This window comes from Succinimonas sp. (assembly GCF_045225735.1).
Lineage (GTDB): Bacteria > Pseudomonadota > Gammaproteobacteria > Enterobacterales > Succinivibrionaceae > Succinimonas.
Genome location: NZ_JBGVBR010000433.1, coordinates 1 through 24,424 on the forward strand (window position 1 = coordinate 1; position 24,424 = coordinate 24,424).

Here is a 24,424-nt window from a genome sequence, read left to right on the forward strand (position 1 = left end):
TCTGCCATATGCATAGGGATCACATACATTACAAACATTATGTATGGAAAACTTACTCTATGCCGTCAATGATCGGTGCCATCCAAATAACCCTGCATGGCTTATACCAGAATGGGCTTATCAAGTCTTTCACCTATTTAAAAATACATCAACAATACGAGATTGAACTTACAGACAATCATGAACTTTACAGATTTGTCTCCGGAGACTGGCTGCGGTACTTTGTTGGTCGCCAGATTCAGATGTATCTGAGGGATCATGTCCGGGATTCCCGTTCTGTAATGTTCATCAGAAACATTACCCTGCAGATTTCTGATGCCGGTCTGGCTGCTCTGGATATGATGATATGGCATTCTTCCTGCTGGACGGCCGTGAAATGCTGTTCCGCTGATAATTTCCGTCTCAAGTCAGCAAACCTGATTATGGCCGGAAAGGCTCTGAGCATTCCCCCCGCGCGGATGTTCCTGATATTCCATGACAACGAAGATATTACCAAGGCGACTGAAGAACTGGGCGATACCGTAACGATTATGAAGATATCAGCATTCAACTCTGAAATCCCGGATTTATTCAGGGATATGGTTCAAATTTGAGCTTGAACAACGCCTTCTGTGAAGATCTGGATGACTGTCATTTATACCGTAAAGGCTGCGCAGCTGAGAAGAAAGGATGACATGATCTTATAAGTAACAGCATATGATCCCCTTCGATAAAGATTTAAAAAACCGGCCTCCCCTATTCAGAAAGACCGGCTTTGATCCCTAAAGCCTTCCCCTGACTCAGAGGAAGGCATTTTTGCCACTAACGGCACTGCACCTCATAGAAGCTTCCGGAGAGCCCCGGGAGCACCAGCTCGTTCCCCTGCGCCATAGCGCCGTTCAAAGACTTGACAGAGCAGGAACCATAGCCTAGCTTGCCCCAGACGCTGTCATCAACCTTAACCTTGCGCTCCTTGGTGCCGGAGTTCAGGGCATAGATAACCTTGTCCTTGCCGTAGCTCTTGAAATCGACAAAGAGCCCCGGGTCGCTGAAAAGATGCGTCCTGACACCATGACTTAAAGCCTTATGGGAATCCCGGAGCTTCAGCATGGCGGCCACGTCATTCTTCAGCTTGGTTTCGTCGGCATTAAGCTTGTCCACATGACCTTCGGTACGGGATACATGATCATCGCAGCGGTCAACCTTGCCGCAATTATCCGGCTTCATGGCAAAGTCCATGGTCTCATCACCGGTTTCATCGCCGTAATAAACGGTTATAGGGCCGCTGTAGGCTGCCACAAAGCTCAGAGCCGCTCTGTGAGCGTCATAGTAGGAGGCAGGGCGGGAGCCCTCCTTCTCGTAGCGGGCTCTCTGGAGGAGATCACCGAATCTCACCAGGTCGTGATTGGACAGGAACATATTGGGCAGGGAGCCGTCAGTATACCCCTGCATCTTCCGATACCCGGCCTGAAGCTCGGTAGCCGGCTGGCCGCAGGCGGATCTGTCAAAAATGTTCTCCCGGGAAGCCAGCACCTTGACAAGCTCGGCCCGGAGCGGGAAATTAAAGGCGCTTACGAGAGCGTTGTTCTTAAAGACGGTTCTCTCAATATCCTTAGGCTGCTCTGACCAGACTTCTCCCACCATGTAGCCCAGAGGATGCACCTTTTTGCCGTTCATCTTGTAGGTAACCTGTTTGGAGGTTTTGGCTACCTCGTCGGAAAGCTCCTTCCAGAATTCATTCTTCACCTGATAGGCCTGATCAAGACGCCAGCCGTCGATCTTGGCTTCCCGGATCCAGTAGGAGGCCACCTCCTTCAGGAACGGCATGGAGGCCTCGGTTTCAAAGCAGCGGGCCTGCTTCAGGGACATCTTGTCAATGTTGCCGTACATGTCGATGCAGCGAATGGAAAGCTTAAGCTCGTTGCCCTTGGGGCTTTTAACTGCCACATTGGCCTTGGCATGACCGAACACCCCGTCCAGGAAGACGTACATTCCCATGGCATGAGCCTTGTTCACCAGGGTGATAAGCTCCTCCTTGGTGCCGAATTTGGGGTCAATGCTGAAATAATCGGAGGTGTAGTAGCCGGTGCCGTCCAGCTTGTCATAGGTCCAGTCCTGACCGGCCACCGGGATAGAGGTGAATATGGGGGTCAGCCAGATCGCATTGGCGCCGGTGGATTTAATGTAGTCAAGGCTGTCAATAACACCCTTGAGGTTGCCGGTGTGGGAGGACGGGCCCCAGGACTGCAGCGGGCCGGAAGCGCCGCCGTTGCCGTGTCTGAAGCTTTCCACCATTATCTGATACATGCGGATATCGCACATGGCGCTGTCTCCGCCGAAGCAGCCCTTGTCATTCTTGGCCAGACTGATGTTGTCTCCGGTAAGAGTCACATCCTTTCCGGATGCGGGCCGTACGCAATGCGTCGGTTCATCGGGCTTCTGCCATGCCGCAACATTACTCGGCTTGCTGGATCCGGTGGAAGCGCACCCCGAAACCAGGGCCAGTGCCACGGCCATGCTGATCACGCTGTATTTCATATCAATAACCCCTTCTGCGGTGAATCTTGTTTAGGAACGGCAATTCCTTCTTACGAAATGCCTGAATAGCTTTATTTTAAAAGAAGAGATCCGCTCTAAGATGCCCGGTACCGGCTAAAAATGATTTTTGGGAGAAATATCACGGAAAGCCGCAGGGTTATAATTCCCGGGCTCCGGAGTCTTTGTTCGCTGGTGCCCGGCTTCCGGCACCGGGAAGCGGAAAAGTTATTCACAGCCCCGCAGCACCATGCGCATCATTGTCCTCTGCGGCCATCCGGCCGCATCTTTCGCAGTGCCCGCAGCCATGACAGACCACTCTGAAGGAACACTTTTCACAGGGAGCAATATACTCCGGCGGCGCCAGATCCTCCGGGGACAGCGGGAGTCCCAGAGGATCCGTAAGCCGGAACACCGTTTTTCTGCCCTGAAAGCTTACTCCGGACTTAAAGGCCTGCTCGGCCCGCAATCGGCCGGAATTAAGGCGATAAATTCGGCCGTCCTTCTCAAACAAAGATCCGGTGCCGCAGAAAACAAAGGTCACATTGGCCTTCCGGCACTCGGCGCCCAGAGCCCGCACCCATTCCCAGGAGCAGACCCGGGCGTTCTGATAGTTTTCTCCGTCACAGAGCACCTGATCCAGTTTGCCGGAGGCCAGATAGTCCGCCATGGTGACGGGGCCGATAAGAGGAGCGCACATAACGCCGCGATGCCGGGCGGGAAGATCAAGGAGGACCGGAATGCGTTTATCCGCCATTTTCTGGTTTTCGCAGGAAACGCTAATCATGACGTTTTCCCAGCCGTCCCCCCAGTCTGCGGGCAGAACTTCAGAAATGCGTTCCGGTCTTTTGGTGAGGAGATAAAAGATCACATCCGGGCGGGAGCGGATAATCTGCCAGGCTTCCGGTCGCCAGGTGTCGGCTTCCTTCAGAAAAAAATCAGAGGTCAGACAGACCCGGAGGGACTGCCCGGGCTTTACCCGGTAATTGCCCTGCCTGTCCCGGGACAGGGGATAACGAAAGGACTGATCTCCGGTTCTTCTGATTACCGAGCCATCCTGATTTCTGAGGGCGTCAAGGAAAAACATGTAGCAGTTACGGCAGCCCTCGCTTACCTTCCTGCAGCCGTGCCAGGGATTCCAGATATCCCGCATCAGCGGTGTCCGACCTTGAGCATAAGTCTGGCGCGCTCTCTCAGACTGAGACCGTCCCGGACAGTCCTGATATGATATTCCATGCCGTTATCATAGTGCGCCATATCATAGGGATAATGGGGATTGTTCTTAAGACCGTTGTCTTCGATTTTCAGGACTTTGGCCAAAGCCGCCGCCTCGTAGCACCAGAGACCGTGATAGTACCGGCTCATGAGATAGGTGGAAAATTCATGATCCTCGTGCCCGGGAATCCATTTGTCCACCACAAACTCCTCCAGAGCATCCATGGCCCGGTAGGCATCATAAAGATTGTCCAGAAGCGGAGTAAAATAACCGTAGGGATCCTTATCCCAGAATCCGACGGAATCTGAGGCATTGAAGCCGGCGGCGCGGAAGAACAGATTCAGGAGACGGTCATCCACCCTTTCCCGGTGCGCCACGTCATAAAGCTTTTCGATAACAGCATTGTCTTTGGCCAGAAGAAGTCCCATGGCGGTGAGTCTTAACAGGGAGAAGTAGCCGAAATAAAGCACCGTGGAGCTCTGATGCTTTTCCGACTTCTGGGCATAGATTTCCAGATCCGAAAAGCGGGTGGCCCGGAAGGCATTTACAGCATCGCAGTAATCGTTAAAGATCTCCTCGCAGGGAAGTCCCAGGGAATACTCGCTGTTCAGCAGGATCTTGTAAAGACAGTAATTGTCCGCCCGAAGCGCCCGGATCTTGATTTCCGGCCGCACGTCCGATGAGGATTCGCCCTTTTCGGCGCTTGCGATGGAGGCATTGTTTTCGGATATGCGCTGCCGGTTGAAGCGCACCAGATGTTCCAGATATTCTCTTCTGGACAGTCCGGGATCCCTGATCTTTGTGACATCGGAATTTTCTCCTAAAAATCCTCTGCTTAAATGACTATGCAAATCCCTCATGAATAAAACATCTCCCGAATTCAGCCCCTGATTAAGCTCCGCATGCTCTCAAAAAAACTGTTCCACAATCATCCACCGGACACTTCTCCCCACGGCTAGTATTCATAAAGTATAAACGCAAAAAGGCCGCGACTGAGCACCGCCTGCTAAAATTGCCGGGACAGACACATAAAACCGGAAACATCACATCATAAATCTGTAATCACCGGCTTCTGATTTCTCTCCGGACTCCCGGACATCACTAAGCAGCCCCTGTCTGAACCAAAATCATCTGTCCCTCATGAAACTTGCGGAAACTTAAATCCAAATTCCCAGATCCTTTGTTTTCAAAGGTTTGAGCGATTTTCCGGCTTCATGCGGACAGGAAATACCGACCTCATGAAACGTACGGAAGCGGAAACTTAACCCAAAATTCTCAGATCCTTTATTTTCAAGGCTTTAAGAGCTCTTCCGGCTTCCTTATGACGGCAAAAACCGCACCCTGTGAAACTTACGGAAACTTAAATCCAAATGCCCCGGTCCTTTGTTTTCAAGGGTTTGAGCGGTTTTTCGGCTTCCTTGCGGCACCAACAATCACCCCTTGTGAAACTTAAACTCATCCCGGTGCCTGTCCGACATCTCCAGTTAAAATTTCCGTGAGCCCCGGTTAAACAAAAAACCCCCGGCAAACAGTGAATTCCGGGGGCCTCAGATTATTCCCACTCAATGGTTGCAGGCGGCTTTCCGGATACATCGTAAACCACGCGGCTGATGCCGGCGATTTCGTTGATTATGCGGTTGGAAACCCGGCCCAGAAGCTCATAGGGAAGCTCAGACCATTTGGCGGTCATGAAATCAATGGTTTCCACGGATCTCAAAGCCACCACATAGTCATACCTGCGGCCGTCCCCCATAACACCTACAGACTTCACCGGCAGGAACACGGCAAAGGCCTGAGAAACCTTGCTGTACCAGCCGGCCTTTCTGAGCTCCTCGATAAAGATAGCATCTGCCTGTCTCAGAAGATCGCAGTATTCCTTCCGGATCTCCCCCAGCACTCTTACGCCCAGGCCCGGTCCCGGAAAGGGATGACGGTAAACCATTTCCTCGGGAAGACCCAGAGCCACGCCAATGCGGCGCACCTCATCCTTGAAGAGTTCTCTCAGGGGCTCCACCAGCTCGAACTTAATATCGGGAGGGAGACCGCCCACGTTATGATGGGACTTGATGACATGGGCCTTGCCGGTTTTGGCGGCAGCTGATTCGATCACATCCGGATAGATGGTGCCCTGAGCCAGGAACTTCACATCGGAAAGCTTCCGGGCTTCATCGGCAAAGACATCGATAAACACCCGGCCGATGGTCTTGCGCTTGACCTCCGGATCGCTCTGGCCGGCAAGAGCCTCCAGAAAACGCTGCTCAGCATCAACGTAAATGATGTTGAGTCCGAAACGATCCCCGAACATTTCCTTCACCTGAGCCCCTTCGTTTAAGCGGAGCAGGCCGTTATCCACAAACACGCAGGTCAGCTGATCGCCGATAGCCTTGTGCAGCAAAAGCGCAGTTACCGAGGAATCCACCCCGCCGGAAAGACCGAGAATCACCTTTTCGCTGCCCACGGTCTCGCGGATCTTCCGCACCGCATCCTCGATAATGGCATCCGGCTTCCAGAGGCCGGTGAGACCGCAAATGCCCTTCACAAAATTAGTCAGGATCTCGCGGCCCTTTCTGGTATGGGTAACCTCGGGATGGAACTGCACGCCGTAGAAGCGGCGGCTGTTATCCACAATAGCGGCATAGGGGCAGGTTTCGGTATGAGCGGATACCTGGAAGCCCTCAGGAAGAACGCTGACCCGATCCCCGTGGCTCATCCAGACCTCAAGCTGCCTTACGCCGTCCGTTTCCTGATCGGAAAGGCCGGTAAAAAGCGGGTTTTCCGCCGGATCCAGATCCACAAGAGCATAACCGAACTCTCTCTTATCGGAGGATTCCACCTTGCCCCCCAGCTGTTCGGCCATGGTCTGAAGACCGTAGCAGATGCCCAGAACAGGAACTCCGGCCCGGAATACATATTCCGGAGCCCGGGGGGAACCGGCAGCGGTCACTGATTCCGCGCCGCCGGAAAGAATGATGCCGTTCGGAGCAAAAGCCTTGATCTGCTCCTCGGAGGAATCCCAGGGCCAGAGCTCGCAGTAAACCCCGATCTCCCGCACCCGGCGGGCGATAAGCTGAGTTACCTGAGAGCCGAAGTCCAGGATAAGGATCTTTTCATTATGAATATTCTGGTCTGACATGAAGAATGTTTCCTAAGCTGGAAGGGATCGGAGACCGATCCCTGATAATGAACGGGAGATAAACGGAGGGCGGCGTTATCCGGAGCCTCCGGAATCAGCTTCCTGAACTCTACACTCTGTAGTTGGGAGCTTCCTTGGTGATGGTTACATCATGAACATGGGATTCCTTGATGCCGGCTCCGGTAATGCGGACAAACTGAGCCTTGGTGCGGAGATCGTCGATAGTGGCGCAGCCGGTAAGTCCCATGGCGGAACGGAGACCGCCCATCTGCTGATGAATGATGCTCTTCAGGAAGCCCTTGTAGGGAACCCGGCCCTCAATGCCTTCCGGAACCAGCTTCTCAGCAGCGTTGTCAGACTGGAAATAACGATCGGCGGATCCCTTGGACATGGCAGCCAAAGAGCCCATGCCGCGATAGGACTTGAAGGAACGGCCCTGGAAGAGCTCGATCTCACCCGGAGCCTCTTCGGTGCCAGCCAGCATGGAGCCTACCATCACCAGATTAGCGCCGGCGGCCAAAGCCTTGGCAATGTCCCCGGAATACCTGATGCCGCCGTCGGCAATCACCTTGATGTCGGATCCGGCCAGAGCGCTGACCGCATTGTCAATGGCGGTAATCTGAGGCACGCCGCAGCCGGTTACAATGCGGGTGGTGCAGATGGAACCAGGACCGATGCCTACCTTAACGGTGGAGGCGCCGGCTTCGGCCACTGCCAGAGCGCCCTCGGCGGTGGCAACGTTGCCGGCCACAATGTCGAGATCCGGATAGGCCTGACGAGTGGACTTGATGCGATCCAGCACTCCCTGGGAATGACCGTGAGAAGAATCGATAAGAAGCACATCCACGCCGGCCTTCACCAGAGCGGCGATTCTTTCGTCATTGGCCGGGCCCACGCCTACGGCAGCGCCGCAGCGGAGACGTCCCATGGCATCACGGCAGGCATCGGGCTTGCCCTCAGCCTTCTGGAAATCCTTAACGGTGATCATGCCCTTAAGACGGAATTCGTCATCCACCACCAGCACCTTTTCAATGCGGTTCTTCTGCATCAGGGACTGCACCTCCTCCCGGGAGGCGTTTTCCTTTACGGTTACCAGTCTTACCTTAGGGGTCATGACCTCATAGACGCGCATATTAAGGTCGGTGATAAAGCGGACGTCGCGGCCGGTGATGATGCCCAGCAGATCGCCTTTTCCGTCCACTACCGGGAACCCGGCAAAGCCGTGCTTGCGGGTCAGCACCAGAATATCGGCAATGGTGGCATCGGGATTAACGGTAACGGGATCCTTGACCATGCCGCTCTCATATCTCTTTACCCGGCGCACCTCTTCGGCCTGCTTTTCAATGGACATGTTCTTGTGAATGAAGCCCAGACCGCCCTCCTGAGCCAGAGCAATGGCCAGAGCGGACTCGGTGACGGTATCCATGGCAGCGGAAACCATGGGGATGTTCAGGGTGATGTTTTTAGTCAGCTGAGTGTGCAGGTCAGCAGTATTGGGAAGAACAACGGAATGGGCCGGAACCAGAAGCACATCGTCAAATGTCAGCGCTTCCTGAGCGATTCTAAGGGTCATGCAAAACCTCTCTCATTAATGATGCAGCAACGCAGAAATCAATGGGTAATTTTGCGTGAGTATTATAGGGAGAATTCACCTGCCGGTAAAGAAATATTTAACATTAATCACATTTTGCCCGGAGCGCTGCCAGGGAAACGTCCTTTTTCAGACAGCTTTCCCCGACAAAGACGGCTTAAAGAGGCCTTATCAGGGGGATCTCAGCAAAAGCTGCCGAATTTCACAAAAAAATCGAAATTTAGTGCACAAATGCTAAAAACATGTTACAATTGTAAAAATTTTGTTAAGCACCTCTGTTCAACAAGCCCCTTAGGAATTCTTTCATGAGCGCCACACTTGCAAATCAGCTGAATTTTTTAAATGCCGAAGAACAACTACGGAAAGCATCCATCAACGATGATTCCTACGACGCCCGTCCTGATGATGCCGTGTTCTTCAAGAACGATGTGAAGTACATTGACGACATTACTGCTCCCCACGCCAAAGAGATTACTCAGAAGGAGCTCCCTCTTGACAGTTTTCTGAACCGTTTCAGAAAAAATTAGTTTACAGATTCCCAATACCTCCATTTTGTTTTGGTCTTTTGAACTCCTTCGGGAGTTCTTTTTTTTTTGGCGGCGATCCGCTCCCGGGGTAACAAACCCCCTGAAAATCATATAAAATTGTGTCTGACATTTCATATTCCCGCAGCATTTAACAAGGACGGACCTTAAATGGGTTTTCTAAAATTTCTTGACCAGGCAGGCGCTGTCTGCACCTATATCAGGAACTTCTTCTTCAATATCCTGTTTTTCATTTTTCTGTTCCTGGGGGTCATTTCCTTCTTCTGCTTCCTCGGCATTCTCACCCTTATGGCAGATAACGGACACACCTCAGCTTCCAATGTTAAGAATCCCAAATCGCCGGTGCTGTCAGTGGTGATAAATTCTCCGGTGATGGACGCTCCTCCGGTGGAATCCGTGTCCCACTTCCTGCTTAACGCCCTCAAGAACAACAGCCCGCGGGAGTATTTCTACCTGCAGGATTTCCGGAAGGCGATAGCGAGAGCTGCGGATGACAAGAAAATCAAGGCCGTGGTCATCCGCCTGGGGGATGAAGCCTCCCTGCGTCTCGATCAGGCCAAGGTCATGGGCTCCGACCTTAAAAAATTTCAGGAAAAGGGCAAGAAGGTTTATATCTATTCCGAAGCCTATGACCGGAACACCTACGCTCTGGCCTCCTATGTGAAAGAAAATGTCTATGCCCATCCTCTGGGGGGCATCTTCCTCATGGGCTACCAGCTGAAGTCCCTCTATTTCAAGGAGCTTCTGGACAATGCCATGATCACGGTGTTCACCCCCAAGGCCGGGGCGTACAAAAGCGCCATTGAGCCCTTCAACCAGAATGAAATGAGCCCCCATGTCAAGGCGGAATATCAGGGCATTGCCGACGATCTCTGGGATCAGTACAAAAAGCTTATCTCCGAAAACCGTCCCGGCGCCGCCATCCAGAATTTTGTATTCGGCAGCCAGAACTATCTGGAAATCATGAAGAAATCCCAGGGGGATTCCGCCATGGCCGCTGCCTCGGGACACCTGGTGGACAAGCTGACAGACTACGATACCTTCATGGAAGACGTGGCCAAAGCCGAGTCCATCTCCCTAAAGACAGACAAGGAAAGCTATCGCCGCAGACTGGAAACCCTGACCTTCCGGGACTATCTCAGAATCTCCTCTGACAGCAATCCCCAGAAGAGCAAAAACAAAATCGCCGTTATCTTCGGCTCCGGAGAAATCACCAGCACCTCGGAATACTACTGGGATTTCACCAGCGAAAACCTGGTTCCGCAGATCAACAAGGCCATCGAGGATTCCTCCGTAAAAGCTCTGGTGCTCTATCTTGACACCCCGGGCGGCGACGTGTTTGCCTCCGACCTTATCAGATCCAGGGTGGAAGCCTTCAGAAAATCAGGCCGCAAGGTGGTGATTTACATGAGCGGCATGACAGCCTCCGGCGGCTACATGATCTCCACCGCCTCCGATTACATTGTGGCAGAACCCACCGCCATCACCGGTTCCATCGGCGTGTTTGCCATGGCCGGAAACTTCAGCAAGCTGGCGAATTTTGCCGGAGTGCATGTGGACGGCGCCGGCAGCGAGGGATCTCAGAGTCTTTCCGTTCTGGAGCCCTTCCCGGAAACCTACAAGGCCATGGCGCAGCTGGAAATTGACCACACCTACGAAATGTTCCTGAAAATGGTGGCCGGCACCAGAAATATGAGCGTGGACAAGGTGCGTCCGCTGGCCGAGGGCCGCATCTATACCGGAACTCAGGCGATCAAAATCGGACTGGTGGATAAGCTGGGAGGTTTTGACGATGCCGTGGCCGAAGCCGCAAAGCTGGCCAAGATTGATAACAGCTATCAGGTGGTCTTCTCAAAGCCCATTGTTTCAGACGACATCTCTGATCTGGGCATCGGCATCATAAAAGCAGTCAGCCTGGTAAATGAGCCCCTGGCCCTGAAGATTCTTAACTCCTATCTCCCGGCCCCGAAAAACCTGGTTCCTCAGGAAAACGGCAAGCCCAGAACCGTAAGCTTTATCCCCTTCACGGTGCAGTAAGCGGAAAAAGCAGAAACCGGAACAGAGAGTTTATCCGTTCCGGCCTTCCAAAAGACCCCGAAGTCTCACAGCTTCGGGGTTTGCTGTCACTTTTACACGTTTCTGCGCAGCAAACGAATCTTAGGGGGTAAATTCTGAGGTTTTAAATTATCCCTCAGCTTGGGGGACGAATTCCGGGGTCTTAAATTGTCCCCCAGCTTGAGGGACAAATTCCGGAGTCTTAAATTGTCCCTCAGCTTAGGGGACAAATTCTGGGGTTTTAACTTGTAAGCTGAACCGCATCCTCCAGAAGATCCAAAACCGCCTGAGCCTTGGCGCAAGTTACTGAAAGGATGGCCACTCTCCCGGTTTTAAGAGCACCCAGAAGAGCTTGGGTATCCGCATAATCACCGGCAAAAACCCAGACCAGAGCCTTCCGGAGTTCCGTAAGCCTGACCCCGATCAGCCTCCGGGAAATTTCCGGTTCCATAAACTGCCCGTTCCGGTCAAAGAAGGAGCAGCACATGCTCCCGGCAATGCCCATGTCCTTAAGCACCTTGATGTCCTCCTTAAGGTAGGCGCCGCTTCTGAAGGAGCCGGAGTTTTCATCCACGCTGCCCACCCCCGCCAGAACCAGATCGGCGTTTTTGCCTTCCTCCAGAATATCCCGGATCATGGGATCCTGACACAGGAGCGTTCTCAGCTCGGGATTCTGCACTAGAAGAGGCGTATTTAACGTGGCGTAGGCTCCCCCGGTCCTCACGGCCATCTCCCGGGCAATCTCATTGGCCTGAAATTCCTGCCCCCGGCTTCCGGATACTCCCGCCAGCGGCACAAAAGAATTGCCGGTTTTGCCAGTATCGGAAAGGGAGCGGGAAATACCGGAAAGGGTTCTCCCGCTCATCACCGCAATGCGGGGATATTTTCTGAATGCCGGCTTAAGATCCCGGGCGCTCTGCTCGTAAAAGCTTTTATCGGCTCCCACCTCCGGGGTTTTATACACAAAGGCGTTTCGAAGACCGAAGGCCGATTCCAGTCTTTCAGAAAGGAAGTCCTCGCTGCCGCCGGGGGCAGAAATGGTGATTTTAACAATGCCCTGCTCCCGGGCTTCCCGGAGCATGCGGCAGACCTGAGGCCGGGAAATGCCCAGCTTTGCGGAAATCTCCTTCTGACTCAGGGATTTTAAGTAAAAAAGACGGCTGACCTTTACCAGATCTCTGGTATCTGACATCTCTTCTGTCCTCCGAAGCCGATACTCCCAGGATTTCTCCATCCCATTCTCCGACTTGGCTTACGCTGCCGGAAAATCTGTCTCAGCTTAGCATTTTTGAAATTAATTTCAATAGCAAAATTAATTTCAAAAATTTCTTCCGGTGTTTTTGCGGTGTAGTAGAATAGCAGTATGAGGATGGTTCGTGCCTGAGCGCCATGAATGCGGATACGGATTCAGACCGGGACAGCATCAGGAATTTGGACAAGTACTTAAACAAAGGACTTAATTATGAGAAACAAAATGTACGGGGAATTCGGAGGACAGTATGTTGCTGAATCTCTGATGCCTACCCTTATCGAGCTTGACAAGGCTTATCACGAGGTTATCAAGGATCCGAAGTTCTGGGAAGAATATCGTTACTACATGAAGGATTATGTAGGCCGCGAATCTCCGCTGTATTTTGCTAAAACCCTTTCTGCCAAGTACGGCCCCCGGATCTACCTGAAGCGCGAGGATCTGAACCACACCGGCGCTCACAAGATCAATAACTCCATCGGACAGATCATGCTGGCCAAGAGAATGGGCAAAACCAAGGTGATTGCCGAGACCGGAGCCGGTCAGCACGGCGTGGCCACCGCTACCGCAGCAGCTCTCTTTGGACTGAAGTGCCGGGTGTTCATGGGCGCCGAGGATATGAGAAGACAGGCCCTCAACGTCATGAGAATGAGAATGCTGGGCGCCGAGGTCGTTGAGGTTCATTCCGGCACTGACACCCTTAAGGATGCCACCAATGAGGCTATCAGAACCTGGGCCAAGGATGCCGAGGACACCTTCTACGTCATCGGTTCCGCCGTGGGCCCTGCTCCTTATCCGGAAATGGTGAAGGCCTTCCAGAGGATTATCAGCGAGGAAGCCAAGAAGCAGATCCTGGAGAAGGAAGGACGTCTGCCCACTGCCATTGTGGCCTGCGTCGGCGGCGGCTCCAATGCCATTGGCGTCTTTGCGGACTTCCTGGATGACAAGGAAGTGAAGCTCTACGGCGTGGAAGCCGCCGGCAAGGGCCTCAGCACCGGCGAACACGCCGCGGCCATGTCCGCCAAGAATGTGGGCATTATCCACGGCATGCGCACCTACCTCCTGCAGAATCCGGACGGCAACATCAAGACTGCCTACTCCATTTCCGCAGGTCTGGACTATCCGGGAGTAGGCCCTGAGCATGCGCACCTCTGCCAGACCGGCCGGGTTACCTACGATTCCGTAACGGATACCGAGGCTATGGAGGCGCTTCTGGAGCTCTGCAAGCTGGAGGGCATCATTCCGGCTATCGAAAGCTCTCACGCTCTCGCTTATCTGCCGAAGCTCTGCAAGGATCTGACCAAGGACGATATTGTAATTGTTAACCTGTCAGGACGCGGTGACAAGGATGTAAACACCATCGCTAACTACATCAACGAAAGAGGCGGGCTTTAATCATGAACAGAATCGAAGAAAGAATGAATGCCCTTAAGAGCAAGGGCGAAAAGGCTTTTATTACCTATGTAACCGCCGGGCTTCCCAGCCTTAAGGACACCATTTCCATCATTAAGGCCCAGGATGAGGCCGGAGTGGATGTTATTGAACTGGGGGTGCCCTTCTCCGACCCCATTGCCGACGGTCCGGTTATTCAGGCGGCTTCTCTGGAGGCTATCAACAACGGCACCAACATCGATAAAATTTTTGAGATGATGAAGGAACTCAGAAAGGACTGTCAGGTGCCGGTGGTATTCATGCTGTACTACAACACCGTTAACCACTTCGGCATTAAGAGATTTGTGGAAACCTGCGCGGAATGCGGCGTTGACGGCATCATTGTTCCGGATCTGCCCTACGAGGAGAGCTTCGAGCTGAGAGAATTCCTGGATCTGCCGGGGGCTCCGTTCCTGCTGCCCCTTATCGCTCCTATCTCCGGAGATCGCATCCCCATGCTTTTGGAAAATGCCCGCGGCTTTGCCTACTGCATCTCCTCCATGGGGGTAACCGGTCAGGATGCCAATGAGTTTTACAAGAACACCACCGTCTATCTGGACAATGTCAGAAAGATCTCCCAGATTCCGGTAATGATGGGCTTCGGCATCAAGGAGTTCAAGGACGTGGAGCCTTATATTGACCATGTGGACGGCTGCATCGTCGGTACTCATCTCATCAACATCATGAGAGAAACCAACTACAGCCTTGACGCTATCAGGGACTATGTCTCCGGCTTTAAGAGGGCTCTTAATCCTGCAAAATAGAACCTGAACATTCAGTAAATACCTGTGATAGCTCCCGGCCATGTTTGACTTGGCCGGGAGTTTTTTTGTTTTAGCAGCAATGACGGGCGATGTTAACTGGTGTCCGATTATTGCCGCAGCATGTACCAGACTCGTCCCCATGTCAGGGAGAGCGGCATGACTGCTGGCGAGCACGTCGTTGATCTTAACAGTGCAAGAAGATAATGGGGGAGAAACAAACAACAATGATAAAAAACATTCCGGTTTAATACTTTGCGGATAATCTGAAAATCAGAGATCGGAAAGCATGGTTTTGACATCTGCTTTCGTTAAGTTCAATCGCATATCACAAATCAAAATGATGCGCCGTGTTAGAATGAACTGGCTATGATGCGCGGAGGTTAACTTATGAGCGAAATTCTTAATCCTGCTGACAGCAATTCCTTTGCTGATCTGGCTGCATTCAGGGATGAGGATATTTTTGCAGTCAAGACTGTTTTTATCGCAAAGAGGCTGAAAGCATCAATAAGAACAAACGTCTTTTTGCCGTACCCCATCCCCGCAGATTCGGAAAAACCGGAACCGCACATATGTTTATCCCAACGATATGCTCGTAATAGGCATTAACTACGTCCGAAAACCAAGGAATATCAATGCCTGATTGAAAAGCTCGGTTAATTTCATGCATGATTGAGAGGGGTATTATGGAGCATGCAGCAAAGTACACTGCAAAGCAGATTGCACACTGGTTCATTTGGAGAGATAAGATTGCCGAAGATATGGAGGGCTGGGATCCCCTTTCACTGCTAAAGCTGCTGAAGCTTATGTACTATGCGGAAGGTTCTTTTTTGGCAACGGAATGCGGTTCTCTTTTTTCGGAACCGATTATTGCATGGAGACACGGGCCTGTTATTAAATGCGTATGGGATCTTTACGCAGATTCGCCTTATTCCCTTCCTTTGAGCGATGATGAAAAACCGCAGCTAAACTTGATCTGCAAGGAAGATCAGGATCTCGTTGAAGATGTGTTTCAAACGTTTGGTCAGCTGTCCGCCTGGAAGCTCAGAAACATGACGCTTCAGGAAAGCCCGTGGATAAAAGCTACAAACAATGGCGAAATAATGAACCGTGAAATAAAAAGAGAGCTGATTAAGGCTTATTTTAAAGAGAACTACATTTAATGTGTCAATGGCCGTCTTAAGAAGGCCTCAGAGAGGAGTTGATTGTCATGGAAGATCGCAGAATGTCCCCTGATTTGTTAATACACCCCGGTGAAACCATTTCTGAATTGCTGGAGGAACGCCGGATCACAGAAATGGATCTGGCTATGGGACTTGAATATGCCTTTGGCATATCCAGATCCTTTTGGCTGAATTTACAGGCTAACTACGATGCTGAATATCTGAAATCTTTATGACAGCAGTTTCCCGAGGAATCCCGCGCAGGCATTAGCGCATGATGGCAAGCCCGCACGGATGCCATCCGGCCTGCATTTCCGGCATAACAAGGCTTGAAAATCCCCGCTAAACAGAGCCTGACCTTAATTGCAGACTCCCGGTTTTATCCCCGCTTGTCCCAGCTAGCCCCCGGATCATTCCGGGATTTTTTTGTTCCCGGCGTCCCCAGACACTCCCCGGTTTTTTCCGGAAATCCACAAGTTCTCAAGTCACAAAACCTGTGAATAATTCTGTTAGCAACTGGAAAAACGGGACTTTTTTGCAAACTTGTCCTTGATTTTTCCTCTCACAGCAAAAATTGTGCAAATTTTGCTCAATTTTGTAAATTTTTTGTAACAAACACCGGATCTAGTTCTCATAATCACAAAAAAACACAATTTATGGGTTACCCCATGCTCAAAGATACTATTTATGCGTTTACTCTCAGGATTCTCTTCCGGTTCCTGCGCCCCTCCCTCCCTTCTCCAGCAAAAAAATGATCTGTCATGCAAGCCTCCGGATTGTGTCATGTTTCCAAACCACCTCCTCCGCCCCTCCTTCAAAACAAAACACTTCCAAACAAAAAAGCCACTCCGGAGAGTGACTTCTGAAACTGGCAGCAAGCCTGCTGTCTAACTTCCCCCGCCTTGCTGCAAATGAGCCCTTTATGGCAAATGAACGGCGGAAGAGACAGGAACCGGAAATAAATCAGCCGCCCTGCTTCCTGATGAGAGCCTTGCCGTCCTTGAACGCATGGCCGACCTTTTCAGCGCAAAGCACATAATAATGACCGTCCGGGGCGTAGGAAACCGCCTTAAGCTTTGCGGGATCAATAACGCCGTTTTCATCAAGAATGGATTCATCAACGGAGGCATTCACCACCTCGCCCACAACCCGGAAATCGTCCTTCTTCTCGTTATGATAGGTGAGCACCTTGCATTCCAAGGTCAGGGGCAGTTCCCGGAACAGCGGCGCATATACATGAACTGCCGGCTCGTCATGAAAACCCGCCTGCTCTATCTTGTCAGCCACCTTTTTACCGCTGACCAGTCCCACATAATCCGCAGCGGCAATAACATCCTGAGTGGCCATGCTCAAGGTAAAAGCCTCGTGCAGGCGAATATTCTGAGAGGTCTTATGATCTACGGAAAGATTAATCTCCACCTCCTTTAATCCCCAGACACAGCCCCAGGCGGCGGTCATAAGATTCGGCACACCGTCCGCATCATAGGTTCCCACCAGAAGAACAGGCTGCGGATAAATAAGCGGCTTCTCGCCCAGATCCTTGCGCATTTATATACTCCTTTACTTCGCTTTGCAGGTATCCGGACAAGCGGAAGGAACCTTATGTCCCTCCTCTGTCCGGACAATCTTCGTATAACCCGATTCTAAGCCTATCCGCGGAAATCGGCAAAGAAAACAGGTCATAAACTGTCACCGATCTCAGGTTGCGCCTGCGATAACCGGAAAAGCCCGTCATAAAAAAAGGGAACCGGCTTCAGAGCCGATCCCCTGTTATTAATGCCATGCAACATAGCGCAGCTAATACAGCATTTCAGAAAAAGGTTTTATTTCTTTTTGCCGCACTTGCTCCTGATAAGATTCTTCTTCCGGAAGGCAAAGCTCTTTCTGGCATGACTGAACTTATGAGCGTTTACGGACTTCCGGGACGGCACCTTGCTGCTGTACAGAAGAACCTCTTCCTTCTCAGCGGCAAGCAGATTCTCCGGAATCTCGTCTGCGGCCTCCCCGGCAGCGGGAACAATCTCTGTGGCCGGCTCGGCATCGCTTTCCATTCTTTCAATGATGCTGGCTACCCGCTTGCCGTCATCCGGAATCTCCTTAAGAAGCTTCACGGAGGAGGAGCAGCACACCGGATAAAGACCGGTTTCATCGCTGAAGCGGCGGGGGAAGCCGTCGGCCTCGCAGGTATCCATAACGGCGCTCCAGCGCTTCCCCGGAGAGTTTTCCGGAAGATGGAAGCAGATGTCGTAGCCGCTGGCATTAAACATGATCACGAAGCGTTCGCCGTCAGCGGCGCTGGAGCCGATGTCCAGCATGAAGACCTGAGCCACCGGAGAATGCCAGTCATTGTCCACCAGAGCAAAACCGCTGGGATGGTACCAGTTGACCTCATGGTGCGGCTTTCCGGTGACTCGGAAGCCGTCATCCTTAAGCTGGAGCTCGGTGAACACCCGGGAGCTCAGCCGAATGCCGGTAAGGAGCTTCACAAAGTTGTAAAGATCCTTCTTGTCCTTGTCCAGATCCCAGTGCACCCAGCTGATTTCATTGTCCTGACAGTAGGCATTGTTGTTGCCATGCTGCGTCCGGGAAATCTCATCGCCGGCCACAATATGCGGAATACCCTGAGACAGCATTACCGTCGCCAGCATGTTTCTCTTGATCTGGGCGCGCTTCTTCAGGATCCGCGGGTTTTTGGTGGGGCCTTCCTCGCCGTAGTTGCAGGAAACGTTGTTGCTGGTGCCGTCCTTGTTGTCTTCCCTATTGGCCTCGTTGTGGCGGTTGTTATAGCTCACCACATCCTCCAGAGTAAAGCCGTCGTGATAGGAGACAAAGTTTACGGAGGAGTTAATGGAACGGAATTCCTTGGGATAAATGTCCCGGGAACCCAGAAGCCTTGTGGCGAACTCGCCCATGCAGCCGGGATCGCCTCTCCAGAAGGAACGCACGGTATCGCGGTAGCGGTCATTCTGCTCGCTCCATTTGGGAGGGAACTGTCCCAGACGATAGCCGAAGCCCCCGATATCCCAGGGTTCCCCGATAAGGAGCGCCCGGCCCACCACAGGATCGGCGTTCACAGCCTTAAAGAAGGTGCCGTGAGGTTCAAAGGAATTGAAGACGTAGGGCGTGGTTTCCCGGGCCACGGTTACCGCAAGATCGAAGCGGAAGCCGTCCACCTGCATTTCGGTCAGCCAGTAGCGCAAAGAGTCCATGATAATCCGGAGGCCGGATTCGGAGGAGGAATTAAAGCTGTTGCCGCATCCGGTTACGTTGGTGGTGGCCTCGTAGTTAAAGCCCTTGCCGTCCTGGGAGTGTTCGTAGACGTAGTAATTCCTGTTATCAAAGCCCCGGAAGGAAACATTCGGCCCGCCATAGCCGCCCTCGGCGGTATGGTTGTATACCACATCCAGAATCACGGCAATGCCGGCCCGGTGGAATTCCCGGATCATGGTCTTGAATTCGGTTACCGCATCATCCTTGGCATAGGAAGGCTCGGGAGCCATAAAGGAAATCGGGTTATAGCCCCAGTAATTGGTAAGTCCCATGTCCACCAGACGGGATTCGCTCATCTTGGCATATACCGGCATGAGCTGCACCACGGTAACCCCGAGCTCCTTGATGTAATTTATCACATCCGGCTGACAGAGACCCAGATAGGTGCCCCGGAGATCCGGCGGCACGAGTTCGTTCAGCTTGGTGAAACCCCTGACATGAGTTTCATAAAGAATAGCCCGGCCGCGGGTGATATTAGGCTTCGTCACCCCCTGCCAGTCAAAGGAATCATCCACTACCACCGATTTGCTGATAAAGGCCCGGGAGTCATGGAGATATTTATCGTAATTCCAGATCTGCGGACGGTTAAGCTTTTTGGCATAGGGATCGATGAGAAGCTTTTTCGGGTCGAAGGCCACGCCCTCACGGGGAGCGTATCTCCCGTCAACGCTGTAGGCATAGAGCTGCCCGGCGCGGACTCCTTCCACAAAGCCATACCAGGTGCCGTTATTTTTATCCGGCAGGTCAAAACGACATATTTCCTGCTCATCATTGGTGTAAAGCACCAGCGTCACCTTTGCGGCTTCCGGCGCCCAGACACTGAAATTACAGCCCTTATCACACAAAGAGGCCCCTAATGGGGCCTCTCTACCTGATACGAGCGTGAAATTTTCACTGCTCATATTAGTTTACTAATCTCCGATACGTTTCAAGAAAACAGTAGCCAGCGGAGGGAGATTCAGAGTAATTGAATGGTACTGACCATGCCACGAAACATCACTGGCCTTGAAGGTCAGACCGCCTACATCGAAATCGCTGCCCCAGTAATGTCTGCTGTCAGTGTTCAACAATACCTTGTAAGTGCCCTTCTTCGGTACGCCAAGACGGTAGTTCTGATGTGGAGTCGGAGTGAAATTACTTACAGCAATGATCTCATTTTCCTGATTCTCATCGCGTCTGATCAGCGCAAAGATGCTGTTCTGATAGTCGCTGTGATCAAGCCACATGAATCCGCACTTGTCATAGTCTGCATTATATAATGCCGGCTCGGAAACGTACAATTTATTAAGATCCTTCACCAGCTGTTTCTGCCCTCTGTGCTTGTCGAAGTCCAGGAGCCACCACTGCAGCTGACTGTCATGGTTCCACTCGGCGGTCTGAGCAAATTCGCTGCCCATGAAGTTCAGCTTCTTGCCCGGATGAGCGTACATGTAGCCGATGTAGGCGCGGAGGTTTGCGGCCTGCTGCCATTCGTCGCCCGGCATCTTGTAGAGCAGGGACTGCTTGCCGTGAACCACCTCGTCATGAGAGAGCGGGAGGATGAAGTTTTCATCATAGGCGTAAATCATGGAGAAGGTCATTTCGCTGTGATGATACTTGCGGTAGATAGGATCCTTCTTCATGTATTCCAGAGTATCGTGCATCCAGCCCATGTTCCACTTGAAGCCGAAGCCCAGACCGCCGTTGAAGGTCGGACGGGAAACAGCCGGGAAGGCGGTGGACTCTTCTGCCACGGTCATGCAGTGCGGATAGTTCTTGTAAACCTCTTCGTTGAACCACTTGAGCAGGCTGATAGCCTCGTAGTTGTGATTGCCGCCGTCAACATTCGGAATCCATTCGCCGGCCTTTCTGGAGTAATCCCAGTACAGCATGGAAGCCACGGCGTCAACGCGGAGACCGTCAATATGATAATGGTCAAGCCAGAAGAGAGCGGAAGCCACCAGGAACTGTCTTACGGTATCGCGGCCGAAGTCGTAGATATAGGAGTTCCAGTCCGGATGCCAACCTCTTCTCGGATCCTCGTATTCATAGAGCGGAGTGCCGTCGAATCTGGCGAGGCCGTGGGAATCTGAAGGGAAGTGAGCCGGTACCCAGTCCAGAATCACGCCGATGCCGGCAGCATGGCACTGATCAACGAAGTACTTGAAATCATCAGCGGTGCCGAAACGGCTGGTAGGAGCAAAAAGACCTACCGGCTGATAGCCCCAGGATCCGGAGAAAGGATGCTCCATAACCGGCATCAGCTCGATATGAGTGTAGCCCATATCCTTGACATAAGGAATAAGCTGTTCGGCCATCTCGCGGTAAGACAGGGAGGAACCGTCCTCATGACGCTTCCAGGAGCCGAAATGAAGCTCATAGATGGAGATGGGCTGCTTCAGCTTGTTGTTTTCCTGGCTCTTGATCCAGTCGCTGTCATGCCATTCATAGCAGGTCTGATCGTAAACCACGGAAGCAAAGGAAGGATACTGCTCGGAATAGAAGCCCACCGGGTCGGACTTATGAGGAAGTCTGTTGCCCATAGGATCCTTGAGCTCATACTTATAGCGGTCGCCTACCTTGATGCCCGGAACAAAGAGCACCCAGTGGCCCAGGAGGCTCTTTTCCATGGGATGACGGCGGCCGTCCCAGAAATTGAAATCGCCGATTACGCTGACATTGCTGGCGGAAGGAGCATATACGGCAAAACGCACGCCCTTGACCTTAACGCCGTCAACCTCGATCTCAGTAAGCTGAGCGCCCAGGGTGCGGTAAAGGTTGGCAGCTTCGTTGCGCATGGTGGAAAGCCCGGCAAAGGCTTCATTCCTGAACTGATAGGGATCTATTACCGGAACGCTGGAATCCTGATAATGCACATCGAATGAATAATGGAATTCCTTGTCAGCATTGGGGAACTCGAGCTCGAAAAGACCGTCTTCGTTTACGCGGTTCATCTTGCCCAGTTTCTTTTTGCCGTCAAGGGACTTTACATCAACCTCAAGAGCGCCCGGAAGCCAGGTTCTGAGAAGAAAGCCCTTCTTCCCTTCAACCTTCTGCAAACCAAAGGTTTCAAAAGGCTTTGCCAAAGCGGCATTATTCAAATCATCAATCAGCATCTAAATTTTTCCTTAACAAAAGTTTTCGTGAGAAGCCTCTCCGGAGGCCCGCAAAGAAAAACCTTTAACAAAAACAACACAGAACTGGTTCAGAAGAACGTATCAGATCCCCATTGCCCCATTTATGAATTTTTATAACATTACGGGATTTTTTTCCAAAAATAATTTCCATAACTTGAGCAAGATCTTGAAAATTAAGGCCATGCAGACAAAAGAGCGAGCCGGATAAGAAAACACAAGGGGCAGGACTAAGGGCAAGACTAAGAGAAAGTCCGCCCCTCCCGAAAACGCTTTTCGCCGGAAGCTGTCTCAAAACAAAAAAACCGGCACTCCCGGGGACGAACCCTCGCAGGAATGCCGGTCTGTCAGAAAATACCCCTGTTAGTAGTGGGTGGAAACGCTGTTTCTGGCTTCGGTCATCTCATGAAGCAGCTTGAGCACATCAGGATCGGAGAAGATTTCATCCAGATTCTTGGTAATCTTGCGCCGCCAGTTAGGATACTCGGTGGAGGTGCCCGGAACGTTTACCGGCTTCTCCATTCTGATCCAGTCCTCGATCTGAGTGCTGAACAGCGCGCAGCTGCCGCGGCACATATGGATCTGGAGTCCCTCCAGAAGCTCAGGGCTCATCGGGCAGTTACGGCCGTCGGAAGGCACCTTGTCGCCCACGGAACCCAGACCGTGCAGGCTGTCCAGAATTCTCTGCTGATCCTGATAACGGCCCTCGCCGATATCGTGAGCCTGCTGCTCGTTGTAGAGACCGAGCTTGAGACCGAGCTTGAGATCCTCATGATTCCACCAGCCGAGAATGGTAGGCATGTCATGGGTGGAAAGAGCGCTCATGGCCTGTTCCGGATAATCCTTGGGAGCCAGATAGCCGCCGTCATTCGCCTTCTCCCAGAAGAAGATGCGATAGGAGTGAATGCCGGCATCCTTCAGAATAGTGCGCATCTCGTCAGGAACGGTGCCCAGATCCTCGCCGATGATGAGACACTTGTTGCGATGAGACTCCAGCGCCAGAATGCCCACCAGCTCCTTGACTCTGTAGTACACGTACACGCCTTCGCTGGCCGGAGCTGCCGGCGGAACCCACCACAGTCTGTAGAGAGACATGGCATGGTCGATTCTCAGAGAGCCGCAGTGTCTCATGTTGGATCTGAAAAGATCAATCATCGGCTGATACTTTTCATCCAGAAGCTTCTGCGGATCCATGGGAGGAAGTCCCCAGTTCTGTCCCAGAGGTCCCAGAGGATCAGGAGGAGCGCCTACGGAGGCCTTGGTGCAGTAGATGCCGCCGTTGGCCCAAAGCTCTTCGGAACCGCTGGAAACGCCTACGGCCAAATCGCGGTAAATGCCTACGGCCATGCCTCTGTCCTGAGCAACCTTATTGGCTTTTTCCAGCTGCTCGTCAGCCAGGAACTGCAGGAACATGTAGAACTTGATGTCAGCTTCGTGCTTTTCCTGCCAGTTCTTTACAGAAGTATTGGTGTACTTCTGATAGATTGCCGGCCATACCGGCCAGCCCCAGGCCTGCTTGCCCTGGTTGTACAGGTATTCCTGAAGAGCGTCATAGGTGGCCATCTGGTAAAGGGCCAAGCCGCCTTCGTTGCAGAATCTGGTAAAGGCCTTGCCTCTTCTGGATCTGCCGTCGGAAATGGTAGAGCCGGCAAAAAGATCCCGGAGGGTCTCCAGCTTGAGCTTCATAACACCGGCATAATCAACATATTCGGCGGTTCTGAGCTGATTGAGCTTCTTCTGGAACTCAATGGAGCATACCTTGCGGCGCACATCCTCGTTCTCATTGTATTCCTGGGTATCTTCAACGTTAATGTAAATAACATTGAGCCAGCGGCGGGAGGAAGGGCTGTACGGAGAAGCCGATTCAGGATTGGAGGGATAAGCGGCATGAATAGGATTAATGCCTACGAAGCCGGCTCCGTTGTCAGCCAGATACTTGATGAGCTCTGCCAGGTCGGAAAAATCGCCGATACCCCAGTTTCTGGCGCTGCGGAGAGCATAGAGCTGCACGCTGGGGCCCCATACCTTTAAGCCTTCCTGAATTCTGGGCGGCTTGTAGCAGGACTTGGGACAAACGATAAGCCTGATCCCGGAAATGGTGCGCTTTCTGGTCTTGAAGGCAATTTCGTGATAGCCGAAGGGCAAATCAATGGGCACCTTGGCGTCATAAGCGGTATAGGTGAGGCCGTGAACTGTTCTCTTCTCGCTGGCGGCGCTGGGGGTCATCAGCACCGGTCCCTGACACTTGGTGCCGTCCTCCTTGGTAACCTCGAAGGAAAGCGGATCCTTGGCTTCGTCATCGGTAAGTCTTATCTTGAATGAAAGGCCTTCATTCTCAAAGGCGACAATTACCGGTTCCACACCCTTGTCATAGAGTTCGTCC

The 24,424-nt window shown here is 52.2% G+C and carries 18 protein-coding genes; 8 read left to right on the plus strand and 10 right to left on the minus strand.

The window, feature by feature from the left end; all coding sequences use genetic code 11:
• The first annotated feature begins 59 nt into the window (after positions 1–59).
• Positions 60–593 (plus strand): hypothetical protein, encoded by a 534-nt coding sequence (locus ACJROR_RS15055; RefSeq protein ID WP_406547809.1) that lies wholly within the window; start codon positions 60–62, stop codon positions 591–593.
• A gap of 208 nt (positions 594–801) precedes the next feature.
• On the opposite strand, the gene ACJROR_RS15060 is transcribed toward ACJROR_RS15055, so the two are convergent.
• From ACJROR_RS15060 to guaB, 5 genes are all read right to left on the minus strand, one after another.
• The gene (locus ACJROR_RS15060; RefSeq protein WP_406547810.1) at positions 802–2,517 is read right to left on the minus strand and encodes an alpha-amylase family glycosyl hydrolase; all 1,716 of its coding nucleotides are present in this window, start codon (positions 2,515–2,517) and stop codon (positions 802–804) included.
• A gap of 229 nt (positions 2,518–2,746) precedes the next feature.
• Positions 2,747–3,667, minus strand: coding sequence for a DUF5131 family protein (locus tag ACJROR_RS15065; RefSeq protein WP_406547811.1), 921 nt, complete (start codon positions 3,665–3,667; stop codon positions 2,747–2,749).
• Positions 3,667–4,590, minus strand: a complete 924-nt coding sequence (locus tag ACJROR_RS15070; RefSeq protein ID WP_406547812.1) for a PoNe immunity protein domain-containing protein — start codon at positions 4,588–4,590, stop codon at positions 3,667–3,669. The genes ACJROR_RS15065 and ACJROR_RS15070 overlap by 1 nt, the downstream gene beginning before the upstream one ends.
• Before the next feature lie 692 nt (positions 4,591–5,282).
• Positions 5,283–6,863: a glutamine-hydrolyzing GMP synthase gene (gene guaA / locus ACJROR_RS15075; RefSeq protein ID WP_406041612.1), complete on the minus strand. Its 1,581-nt coding sequence runs from the start codon at positions 6,861–6,863 to the stop codon at positions 5,283–5,285.
• A 109-nt stretch (positions 6,864–6,972) separates the two neighbouring features.
• A complete protein-coding gene (gene guaB / locus ACJROR_RS15080) occupies positions 6,973–8,436 on the minus strand; it encodes an IMP dehydrogenase (RefSeq protein WP_406041614.1) in 1,464 nt (487 codons plus the stop codon).
• 323 nt (positions 8,437–8,759) lie between these two features.
• Between guaB and ACJROR_RS15085 the strand changes: the two genes are divergently transcribed.
• Both ACJROR_RS15085 and sppA read left to right on the plus strand, forming a co-directional pair.
• Positions 8,760–8,981, plus strand: a complete 222-nt coding sequence (locus tag ACJROR_RS15085) for a hypothetical protein (protein WP_406041616.1) — start codon at positions 8,760–8,762, stop codon at positions 8,979–8,981.
• A 168-nt stretch (positions 8,982–9,149) separates the two neighbouring features.
• The gene (sppA, locus tag ACJROR_RS15090) at positions 9,150–11,036 is read left to right on the plus strand and encodes a signal peptide peptidase SppA (protein WP_406547813.1); all 1,887 of its coding nucleotides are present in this window, start codon (positions 9,150–9,152) and stop codon (positions 11,034–11,036) included.
• Between the two features lie 259 nt (positions 11,037–11,295).
• On the opposite strand, the gene ACJROR_RS15095 is transcribed toward sppA, so the two are convergent.
• Positions 11,296–12,246 (minus strand): sugar-binding transcriptional regulator, encoded by a 951-nt coding sequence (locus tag ACJROR_RS15095; protein ID WP_406041620.1) that lies wholly within the window; start codon positions 12,244–12,246, stop codon positions 11,296–11,298.
• A 270-nt stretch (positions 12,247–12,516) separates the two neighbouring features.
• On the opposite strand from ACJROR_RS15095, the gene trpB reads away from it, so the two are divergent.
• The 5 genes from trpB (at position 12,517) to ACJROR_RS15120 (ending at position 15,894) form a co-directional block, all read left to right on the plus strand.
• The gene (gene trpB / locus ACJROR_RS15100; RefSeq protein ID WP_406547814.1) at positions 12,517–13,698 is read left to right on the plus strand and encodes a tryptophan synthase subunit beta; all 1,182 of its coding nucleotides are present in this window, start codon (positions 12,517–12,519) and stop codon (positions 13,696–13,698) included.
• A 2-nt stretch (positions 13,699–13,700) separates the two neighbouring features.
• A complete protein-coding gene (trpA, locus tag ACJROR_RS15105; protein WP_406547815.1) occupies positions 13,701–14,498 on the plus strand; it encodes a tryptophan synthase subunit alpha in 798 nt (265 codons plus the stop codon).
• Between the two features lie 387 nt (positions 14,499–14,885).
• A complete protein-coding gene (locus tag ACJROR_RS15110; protein ID WP_406041082.1) occupies positions 14,886–15,104 on the plus strand; it encodes a hypothetical protein in 219 nt (72 codons plus the stop codon).
• A gap of 77 nt (positions 15,105–15,181) precedes the next feature.
• Positions 15,182–15,658, plus strand: coding sequence for a Panacea domain-containing protein (locus ACJROR_RS15115; RefSeq protein ID WP_406547816.1), 477 nt, complete (start codon positions 15,182–15,184; stop codon positions 15,656–15,658).
• A gap of 47 nt (positions 15,659–15,705) precedes the next feature.
• Complete coding sequence (locus tag ACJROR_RS15120) at positions 15,706–15,894, plus strand: transcriptional regulator (protein ID WP_406041078.1); 189 nt, start codon at positions 15,706–15,708, stop codon at positions 15,892–15,894.
• 727 nt (positions 15,895–16,621) lie between these two features.
• Here ACJROR_RS15120 and ACJROR_RS15125 read toward each other — a convergent pair.
• The 4 genes from ACJROR_RS15125 to malQ all read right to left on the minus strand — a co-directional run.
• The gene (locus tag ACJROR_RS15125; RefSeq protein ID WP_406547817.1) at positions 16,622–17,206 is read right to left on the minus strand and encodes a flavin reductase family protein; all 585 of its coding nucleotides are present in this window, start codon (positions 17,204–17,206) and stop codon (positions 16,622–16,624) included.
• A 275-nt stretch (positions 17,207–17,481) separates the two neighbouring features.
• A complete protein-coding gene (gene glgX, locus ACJROR_RS15130; protein WP_406547818.1) occupies positions 17,482–19,830 on the minus strand; it encodes a glycogen debranching protein GlgX in 2,349 nt (782 codons plus the stop codon).
• Between the two features lie 9 nt (positions 19,831–19,839).
• Positions 19,840–22,023, minus strand: a complete 2,184-nt coding sequence (gene glgB, locus ACJROR_RS15135; protein ID WP_406041073.1) for a 1,4-alpha-glucan branching protein GlgB — start codon at positions 22,021–22,023, stop codon at positions 19,840–19,842.
• Between the two features lie 381 nt (positions 22,024–22,404).
• The coding region (malQ, locus tag ACJROR_RS15140; RefSeq protein ID WP_406547819.1) for a 4-alpha-glucanotransferase at positions 22,405–24,424 on the minus strand (2,020 nt) is incomplete at its 5' end.

Bases quoted from the DNA above. Each gene is read 5' to 3' on its own strand.
- ACJROR_RS15055 (WP_406547809.1), top strand. From the start codon at position 60: ATGCCGTCAATGATCGGTGCCATCCAAATAACCCTGCATGGCTTATAC.
- ACJROR_RS15060 (WP_406547810.1), bottom strand. From the start codon at position 2,517: ATGAAATACAGCGTGATCAGCATGGCCGTGGCACTGGCCCTGGTTTCG.
- ACJROR_RS15065 (WP_406547811.1), bottom strand. From the start codon at position 3,667: ATGCGGGATATCTGGAATCCCTGGCACGGCTGCAGGAAGGTAAGCGAG.
- ACJROR_RS15070 (WP_406547812.1), bottom strand. From the start codon at position 4,590: ATGAGGGATTTGCATAGTCATTTAAGCAGAGGATTTTTAGGAGAAAAT.
- guaA (WP_406041612.1), bottom strand. From the start codon at position 6,863: ATGTCAGACCAGAATATTCATAATGAAAAGATCCTTATCCTGGACTTC.
- guaB (WP_406041614.1), bottom strand. From the start codon at position 8,436: ATGACCCTTAGAATCGCTCAGGAAGCGCTGACATTTGACGATGTGCTT.
- ACJROR_RS15085 (WP_406041616.1), top strand. From the start codon at position 8,760: ATGAGCGCCACACTTGCAAATCAGCTGAATTTTTTAAATGCCGAAGAA.
- sppA (WP_406547813.1), top strand. From the start codon at position 9,150: ATGGGTTTTCTAAAATTTCTTGACCAGGCAGGCGCTGTCTGCACCTAT.
- ACJROR_RS15095 (WP_406041620.1), bottom strand. From the start codon at position 12,246: ATGTCAGATACCAGAGATCTGGTAAAGGTCAGCCGTCTTTTTTACTTA.
- trpB (WP_406547814.1), top strand. From the start codon at position 12,517: ATGAGAAACAAAATGTACGGGGAATTCGGAGGACAGTATGTTGCTGAA.
- trpA (WP_406547815.1), top strand. From the start codon at position 13,701: ATGAACAGAATCGAAGAAAGAATGAATGCCCTTAAGAGCAAGGGCGAA.
- ACJROR_RS15110 (WP_406041082.1), top strand. From the start codon at position 14,886: ATGAGCGAAATTCTTAATCCTGCTGACAGCAATTCCTTTGCTGATCTG.
- ACJROR_RS15115 (WP_406547816.1), top strand. From the start codon at position 15,182: ATGGAGCATGCAGCAAAGTACACTGCAAAGCAGATTGCACACTGGTTC.
- ACJROR_RS15120 (WP_406041078.1), top strand. From the start codon at position 15,706: ATGGAAGATCGCAGAATGTCCCCTGATTTGTTAATACACCCCGGTGAA.
- ACJROR_RS15125 (WP_406547817.1), bottom strand. From the start codon at position 17,206: ATGCGCAAGGATCTGGGCGAGAAGCCGCTTATTTATCCGCAGCCTGTT.
- glgX (WP_406547818.1), bottom strand. From the start codon at position 19,830: ATGAGCAGTGAAAATTTCACGCTCGTATCAGGTAGAGAGGCCCCATTA.
- glgB (WP_406041073.1), bottom strand. From the start codon at position 22,023: ATGCTGATTGATGATTTGAATAATGCCGCTTTGGCAAAGCCTTTTGAA.